Source organism: Phenylobacterium sp., assembly GCF_035276905.1.
GTDB lineage: Bacteria > Pseudomonadota > Alphaproteobacteria > Caulobacterales > Caulobacteraceae > Phenylobacterium.
Genome location: NZ_DATELG010000145.1, coordinates 1 through 7,497, shown reverse-complemented (window position 1 = coordinate 7,497; position 7,497 = coordinate 1). Strand labels below are relative to the sequence as shown.

The window sequence follows — 7,497 nt, the reverse complement described above, 5'->3', positions numbered from 1 at the left end:
CGACGGACTGGGCGACGCGACGCCGACGGCGCCGCCGCCCGCCGAGCCTGCTGCGCCGGCGCCTGCCGCTGCGCCGGCGTCCGCCGGAACCATCAGCGACGCGGTCAGCGCCGGCCACCTGATCCTCGAGATGCGGGCCCGCTTCGAGTACGTCGACCAGACCAAGACCAGGGTCCTCACCGACAACGCCCAGGCCTATACGCTCCGCACCCGGCTGGGGTGGGAGACGGGCGAATGGAACAATCTCAAGGCTCTGGTCGAGTTCGAGGACGTCCGGCTGATCGGTCCGGAGCGCTATGCGGTCAATGTGCCGGGCGCAACGACCCCGCCGCTGAACGGCGCGAACAAGGCCAAATATCCGCTGGTCAACGACCCGGAGGTCACTGAGCTGAACCGCCTGCAGCTGTCCTGGACGCCTAGCGCGGCCTTCAGCGGCATCCTCGGCCGGCAACGTATCATCATCGACGACCAGCGCTTCATCGGCAACGTCGGCTGGCGCCAGGACGAGCAGACGTTCGATGCGCTGCGCATCGACGCGGCCTGGCGGCGGTTCAAGCTCACCTACGCCTACGTCGACCGGGTGAACCGGATCCTCGGCCAGGAAAAGGACTGGAACTCCGACAGCCACCTGGCGAACGTCACCTGGTCGCTCGCCGAGCAACTGCGGCTGGAAGGTTTCGTCTACGCCCTGGACTTCGCCAACTCGCGGCCGAACACCTCGATCACCAGCGGGGTCAGGGCCTCGGGCAAGACCTGGGTCAGCCTGGTCCAGCTGGCCTATGACGCGACCTGGGCGCGGCAGGGCGACTACCATCACGCCACCGAGAAGTATCAGCTCGACTATTGGCAGGCTGCGCTCGCGGGGACCTTCGACATCTATACGGCCAAGGTCGACTACGAGGAGCTGGAGGGGAACGGCTTCCGCGGCTTCACCACGCCGCTGGCGACCACCCACCAGTTCCAGGGCTGGGCGGACGCCTGGGTCCAGCCGCTGGGCGGCAACAAGGGCTTCGTCGACGGCATCAAGGACCTGAACTTCACCTTGAACGTCAAGCCGCGCTTCAAGGCGACCTACTTCTTCAACCCCGACGTCCTGGTCCGCTACCACACCTTCGACGACCAGCGGACCGGCGAGCACCTGGCCCACGAATGGGACGCCCAAGTCGGGGCCGCGATCACGCCCAAGCTCAGCTGGGCGCTCAAGTACGCCGACTTCGAGCGGGTGAAGACCGTGCCGCGCGGCACGGCCACGCCGCCGCCCTCGCGGACCAAGGTCTGGTTCACGCTGGAATACAAGCTGTGACCCGCGGCCGGCCCAACTCTCGAAATTCACAGGACTTTAGCATGACCGACCTGAAGAAGACCGGCCTCACGCGCCGCGGCGCCCTGACCGCGGCAGCCGCCACCATCGCCGCCGCCAAGACCCTGCTGCCTTCCGGCGCCTTCGCCGCGGGGCCGGGGCCGGAGGTCGCCAAGGCCAAGCTGGGCTTCATCGCCCTGACCGACGCCTCGCCGGTGATCATCGCTAAGGAAAAGGGCCTCTTCGCCAAGTACGGCATGCCCGACGTCGAGGTGCTGAAGCAGGCCTCCTGGGCGGCGACCCGCGACAACCTGGTGCTGGGCTCCGGCGGCGGCGGCATCGACGGCGCGCACATCTTGAGCCCGCTGCCGTACCTGATCACCACCGGCCAGGCGACGGGCGGGCGGCCCGTGCCGATGAACATCCTGGCGCGCCTGAACGTGAACGGCCAGGCGATCAGCGTCGGTAACGACCTGAAGGCGGTGAAGGTCGGGCTGAACAGCGCCGGCGCCAAGGCCAAGTTCATGCAGCTCAAGTCCTCCGGCAACATCGCCAAGATCGCCATGACCTTCCGCGGCGGCACCCACGACCTGTGGATCCGCTACTGGCTGGCGGCCGGCGGCATCAACCCGGACGCCGACGTCTCGACCATCGTCATCCCCCCGCCGCAGATGGTGGCCAACATGAAGTCCGGCACCCAGGACGCCTTCTGCGTCGGCGAGCCCTGGAACGGGCAACTGGTCAACCAGCGGGTCGGCTACACCGCCTGCCTGACCTCCGAGATCTGGATGAACCACCCGGAGAAGGCGCTCGGCATGCGCGCCGACTGGGTCGCCAAGTACCCGCGCGCCGCCCAGGCCATCACCATGGCGGTGATGGAGGCCCAGATGTGGTGCGACAAGATGCAGAACCGGCCGGCGATGTGCTCGATCGTCTCGGGGCGGCAGTACATCAACGTGCCGATGGGCGACATCCTGCCCCGGCTGCAGGGAACCATCGACTACGGCGACGGCCGCAAGGTCCAGAATTCCGGCCACTACATGAAATTCTGGGCCGACAACGCCTCCTTCCCCTTCAAGTCGCACGACCTGTGGTTCCTGACCGAGGACGTCCGCTGGGGGGTGCTGCCGCAGTCGACCAACAAGATGGCCCTGGTCAAGCAGGTCAACCGGGCCGACGTCTGGCGCGCCGCGGCCAAGGCCCTGGGGGTGGCGGCGCCGGCCGCCGACAGCCGCGGCGTCGAAAAGTTCTTCGACGGCAAGGTCTTCGATCCGGCGAACCCGGCGGCCTACCTGGCCAGCCAGCCGATCAAGAAGCTGGTCTGAGGGGAGGGCGACCATGGCGCTTCCCGCCTTCAGAACCGATCCCGATCCCGCCCCGGCCAAATCCGGGGCGGCGATCGTGGCCCTGCCGGCGCGCCGGCCCAATCCGGCAGGCCGGCTTGTCGCCGCCCTGCGCGAGACCTTGGCCGTCGCCGCGCCGCCGGTCGTCACCATCGGCGTGCTGCTGCTCGTCTGGGAGATCATCGCCACCGTCAAGCCGGGCGGCCTGCCGGCGCCCTCGATGATCTGGAGCGACTCGCGCGAGCTGATCCTGCACCCGTTCTTCGACCATGGCGGCGTCGACAAGGGGCTGTTCTGGCACGCGCTCACCAGCCTTCGCCGGGTGGCGATCGGCTTCAGCTTCGCCGCGGTGGTCGGGATCGCGCTGGGCGTGCTGGTCGGCTCCAGCCGGCTGGCGCACCGCGGGCTCGACCCGCTCTTCCAGGTGCTGCGGACCGTGCCGCCGCTGGCGTGGCTGCCGATCTCGCTGGCGGCCCTGCACCAGGCCAATCCCTCGGCGCTGTTCGTGATCTTCATCACGGCGATCTGGCCGGTGATCATCAACACCGCCGTGGGCGTGCGCAACGTGCCGCAGGACTACCGCAACGTCGGCCGAGTGCTGCGGCTGTCGCCCGCGGCCTACTTCTTCAGGATCCTGCTGCCGGCCTCGACCCCCTACATCTTCACCGGCCTGCGCATCGGCGTCGGGATGAGCTGGCTGGCGATCGTCGCCTCCGAGATGCTGCTCGGCGGGGTCGGCGTCGGCTTCTTCATCTGGGACCAGTACAACGCCTCGCGCATCTCCGACATCGTCGTCGCCCTGATCTGGGTCGGCCTCGTGGGCTTCGCCCTCGACCGTTTCGTCGGGCTCATCGGCCGCATCGTCTCCCGCGGCGCCACGGTCAGCTGAAGGGCCCCGTCCATGTCCAAAGCCTATCTTTCCATCGAGAACGTCGGCGTCACCTTCCAGGCGCGCGGCGCGGTCTCCGAGGTGCTGCGCGGCGTCGAGCTCCAGGTCGGCCAGGGCGAGTTCGTCTCGATCATCGGCCATTCCGGCTGCGGCAAGTCGACCCTGCTCAATGTCGTGGCCGGCCTGGTCCCGCTGACCACCGGAGCGGTGATCCTCGACCGGGCCGCCGTCGAACAGCCGGGGCCGGAGCGGGCCGTGGTGTTCCAGAACCACTCCCTGCTGCCCTGGCTCAGCGTCTACGAGAACGTGCGCCTGGCGGTCGACCAGGTCTTCAAGGCGACCAAGAGCCGGGCCGAGCGCGACGCCTGGACCATGCACAACCTCAACCTGGTGCAGATGGCCCACGCCAGGGACAAGCGGCCTTCGGAGATTTCCGGCGGCATGAAGCAGCGCGTGGGCATCGCCCGGGCGCTGGCCATGGAGCCCAAGGTGCTCCTGCTCGACGAACCCTTTGGCGCGCTCGATGCGCTCACGCGCGCCAACCTGCAGGACAGCGTGATGGAAATCCACGCCAAGCTCGGCAACACGGTGCTGATGATCACCCACGACGTCGACGAGGCGGTGCTGCTCTCGGACCGCATCGTGATGATGACCAACGGGCCCGCGGCGACCATCGGCGAAGTGTTGAACGTCGGTCTGCCGCGCCCACGCCGGCGGCTCGAGGTGGACGTGGCGCCTGCCTATGTGGCGGCGCGCCATGCCGTCGTGGAGTTCCTGCACGAGAAGGCGCCTGGAGTTCGTGTCGCCGCCGCGTGAGCTTAAAAGCTGGGCGCCGCGTGAAAGCACGGCGCCCTCTTTTTAGGCTCCATGGCAATTCGCCCGCGTGCGCCGCGACATGAGGCATGACGCACCGCAGCAGACATGTTTCCTCTCAGCTTAGGCCTAGTGAGCAACGGCGTTCCCGGCCCCAGACCGGCTCGATGACGAGCTGATCAAACCCGCTGGCGACGCCGCCGCTCCACCGCACTTGCTCGCACGGGGCCTACCGTCATGCTCGACCGCTCGTTCCTCAAGGCCGGCCACACGCCGACCCTGCTCTCCGCCTTCTTCTACTTCGATTTGTCGTTCATGGTCTGGGTGATCCTCGGCCCGCTGGGCGTAGCGATCTCCAAGAGCTTCCACCTCGATCCGGCCCAGAAGGGGCTGATGGTGGCCACGCCGCTGCTGGCGGGGGCCTTCCTGCGGCTGGTGTTCGGCGTGATGGTCGACCACATCGGCCCGAAACTGACCGGCGTCATTGGCCAGCTGATCGTGCTCGCCGGGCTCGGCCTGGCCTGGTTCCTCGGCGTGCACAGCTACAATCAGGTGCTGATCCTGGCCTGCGTGCTGGGCGTGGCCGGGGCCTCCTTCGCCGTCGCCCTGCCGCTCGCCTCGCGCTGGTATCCGCCGGAGCACCAGGGGCTTGCGCTCGGCATCGCCGGCGCCGGCAACTCGGGCACCGCGCTGGCGGCCCTCTTCGCGCCGAGCCTCGCCAAGACCTTCGGCTGGAACAACGTGATCGGCATGGCCGCCCTGCCGCTGCTGGTCGCCTTCGTCGTCTACCTGATCTTCGCCAAGGACGCGCCGAACCGGCCTGCGCCGAAGCGGTTCGCCGAGTACCTCGGCGTGCTGAAGACCGCCGACGCCTGGTGGCTGATGTTCCTCTACGGCGTGACCTTCGGCGGTTTCTCGGGCCTGGCCTCGTCGCTGACCATCTACTTCGCCGGCGAATACGGCCTCGACCCGGTGGTCGCCGGCTTCTTCACCGCCGCTTGCGTCTTCTTCGGCTCGGCGGTCCGCCCGGTCGGCGGGGCCGTGGCCGATCGGATCGGCGGCGTCCGCACCCTGATGAGCGTCTACGCGCTGGCCGCCTGCGCCCTGGCCGTGGCCAGCTTCCACCAGGCCGGCCCTGCCGCGGCGCTCGCCGTGATCCTGGTCGCCATGGGCGCGCTGGGCGCCGGCAACGGCGCGGTCTTCCAGCTCGCGCCGCAGCGCTTCCGCGCCGAGATCGGCGTGATCACCGGCCTCGTCGGCGCCATGGGCGGGGTCGGCGGCTTCTACCTGGCCACCACGCTCGGCTTCGCCAAGAAGGCCACCGGCTCCTACCAGCCCGGCTTCCTGGGCTTCGCCGCCCTGGCCCTGGTGGCGCTGGCCGCGCTGGCGGCGCTGAGGAGCCACTGGCGCGCCCGCTGGCCGCAGATCGCCGGCGCCCAGGCCGCCACCGTCCGCGTCTGATTTTCGAGTAAAGGGGCAGACCTCAAAATGAACGCTCCCGTGAAGGAACGTCTGATCGTCATCGGCAACGGCATGGCCGGCTGCCGGGCGGTCCAGGAAGTGCTCAAGCGCGATCCCGACCGCTACGAGATCGTCATCTTCGGCGCCGAGCCGCGGGTCAACTACGACCGGATCATGCTCTCGCCGGTCCTGGCGGGCGAGAAGACCTTCGAGCAGATCGTCATCAACGACGAGGCCTGGTACCGCGACAACGGGATCGTCCTGCACGCGGGCCGCCGGATCGAGGCGATCGACCGCGCGGCCAAGGTGGTCCGCGCCGAGGGCGGGCTGGAAGTCGCTTACGACAAGCTGCTGCTGGCGATGGGCTCCGACCCGATCCGCCTGCCGCTGCCGGGCGTGGACCTGAAGGGCGTCGTCACCTTCCGCGATCTCGACGACGTCGAGGCGATGATCGAGGCGGTGAAGCCCGGCGCCCGCGCCGTGGTCATCGGCGGCGGCCTGCTGGGCATCGAGGCCGCCTACGGCCTCGCCCGGCGCGGCATGGGGGCCACCGTCGTCCACCTGATGGACGTTTTGATGGAGCGTCAGCTCGACGCTTCGGCCGGCTTCCTGCTCACCCAGGCGATGGCCGAGCGCGGGGTCGAGACCGTGCTGGGCGCCAACTCCGAGGAGGTGCTGGGCGAGAACGGGCGCGTCTGCGGCCTGAAGCTGAAGGACGGCCGGGTTCTGCCCTGCGACCTCTTGGTGATGGCCGTCGGCATCCGCCCGGCGACGGCGCTGGCCAAGGCCTGCGAGCTGGAGGTCGGGCGCGGCATCGTCGTCAACGACGCCATGCAGACCTCCGACCCGGCGATCTTCGCGGTCGGGGAGTGCGTCGAACACCGCGGCCAGGTCTACGGCCTCGTCGCCCCGATCTGGGAGATGTGCAAGACGCTCGGTCTGTCGCTCACGGGCGCGGGAGGCGCCTACGAGGGCTCGGTGCTTTCGACGCGCCTGAAGGTCTCCGGCGTCGACGTCTTCTCGGCCGGCAAGTTCGCCGGCGGCGAGGGTTGCGAGGACATCGTCTTCCGCGACGCCGGCCGCGGCGTCTACAAGCGGATCGTCCTGGAGGACGGCAAGGTCGCAGGCGCGGTGCTGTTCGGCGACGCCGCCGACGGCGGTTGGTACTTCGACCTGATGCGATCCGGCCAGCCGGTCGGCGATATCCGCGAGACCCTCGTGTTCGGCCAGGCGGTGACGGAGGGCCTTCGGGGCCTCGACCCTAGTGCGGCCGTTGCGGCCATGGCCGATGAGGCCGAGATCTGCGGCTGCAACGGCGTCTGCAAGGGGACCATCGTCGGCGCCATCGCCGAGCAGGGCCTGACCACGCTCGAGACCGTCCGAGCGGTCACCAAGGCCTCGGCCTCCTGCGGCTCCTGCACGCCGCTGGTCGAGAAGATCCTGATGGCCAGCCTGGGCGACGCCTTCCAGGTCCGCACCGGCCCGAAGCCGGTCTGCGGCTGCAGCGAAAAAGGCCACGATGAGGTCCGTCGGCGCATCGTCGCCGAGGGGCTGAAGTCCATGCCGGCGGTGTTCCAGGCGCTGGAATGGGCGACGCCCGACGGCTGCGCCTCGTGCCGTCCGGCGCTGAACTACTATCTGCTCTGCGCCTGGCCGGGCGAGTACCGCGACGACAAGCAGTCGCGCTTCAT

Annotated in this window: 6 protein-coding genes; all 6 read left to right on the top strand. The window is 69.1% G+C overall.

Features of this window, described 5'->3' with window-relative positions:
* The first annotated feature begins 7 nt into the window (after nucleotides 1-7).
* Nucleotides 8-1,303: an alginate export family protein gene (locus VJS38_RS06620; protein ID WP_324087366.1), complete on the top strand. Its 1,296-nt coding sequence runs from the start codon at nucleotides 8-10 to the stop codon at nucleotides 1,301-1,303.
* Nucleotides 1,304-1,344: 41 nt separating this feature from the next.
* Nucleotides 1,345-2,625: a CmpA/NrtA family ABC transporter substrate-binding protein gene (locus VJS38_RS06615; RefSeq protein WP_324087364.1), complete on the top strand. Its 1,281-nt coding sequence runs from the start codon at nucleotides 1,345-1,347 to the stop codon at nucleotides 2,623-2,625.
* Between the two features lie 13 nt (nucleotides 2,626-2,638).
* Nucleotides 2,639-3,532, top strand: a complete 894-nt coding sequence (ntrB, locus tag VJS38_RS06610; protein WP_324087363.1) for a nitrate ABC transporter permease — start codon at nucleotides 2,639-2,641, stop codon at nucleotides 3,530-3,532.
* Between the two features lie 12 nt (nucleotides 3,533-3,544).
* Nucleotides 3,545-4,348: an ABC transporter ATP-binding protein gene (locus tag VJS38_RS06605; protein ID WP_324087362.1), complete on the top strand. Its 804-nt coding sequence runs from the start codon at nucleotides 3,545-3,547 to the stop codon at nucleotides 4,346-4,348.
* Between the two features lie 234 nt (nucleotides 4,349-4,582).
* Nucleotides 4,583-5,806 carry a nitrate/nitrite transporter gene (locus tag VJS38_RS06600; RefSeq protein ID WP_324087361.1) on the top strand — a complete coding sequence of 408 codons (1,224 nt, stop codon included), beginning with the start codon at nucleotides 4,583-4,585 and terminating at the stop codon, nucleotides 5,804-5,806.
* A 27-nt stretch (nucleotides 5,807-5,833) separates the two neighbouring features.
* Nucleotides 5,834-7,497: FAD-dependent oxidoreductase (locus VJS38_RS06595; RefSeq protein WP_414692416.1), on the top strand; the 1,664-nt coding region annotated here is incomplete at its 3' end.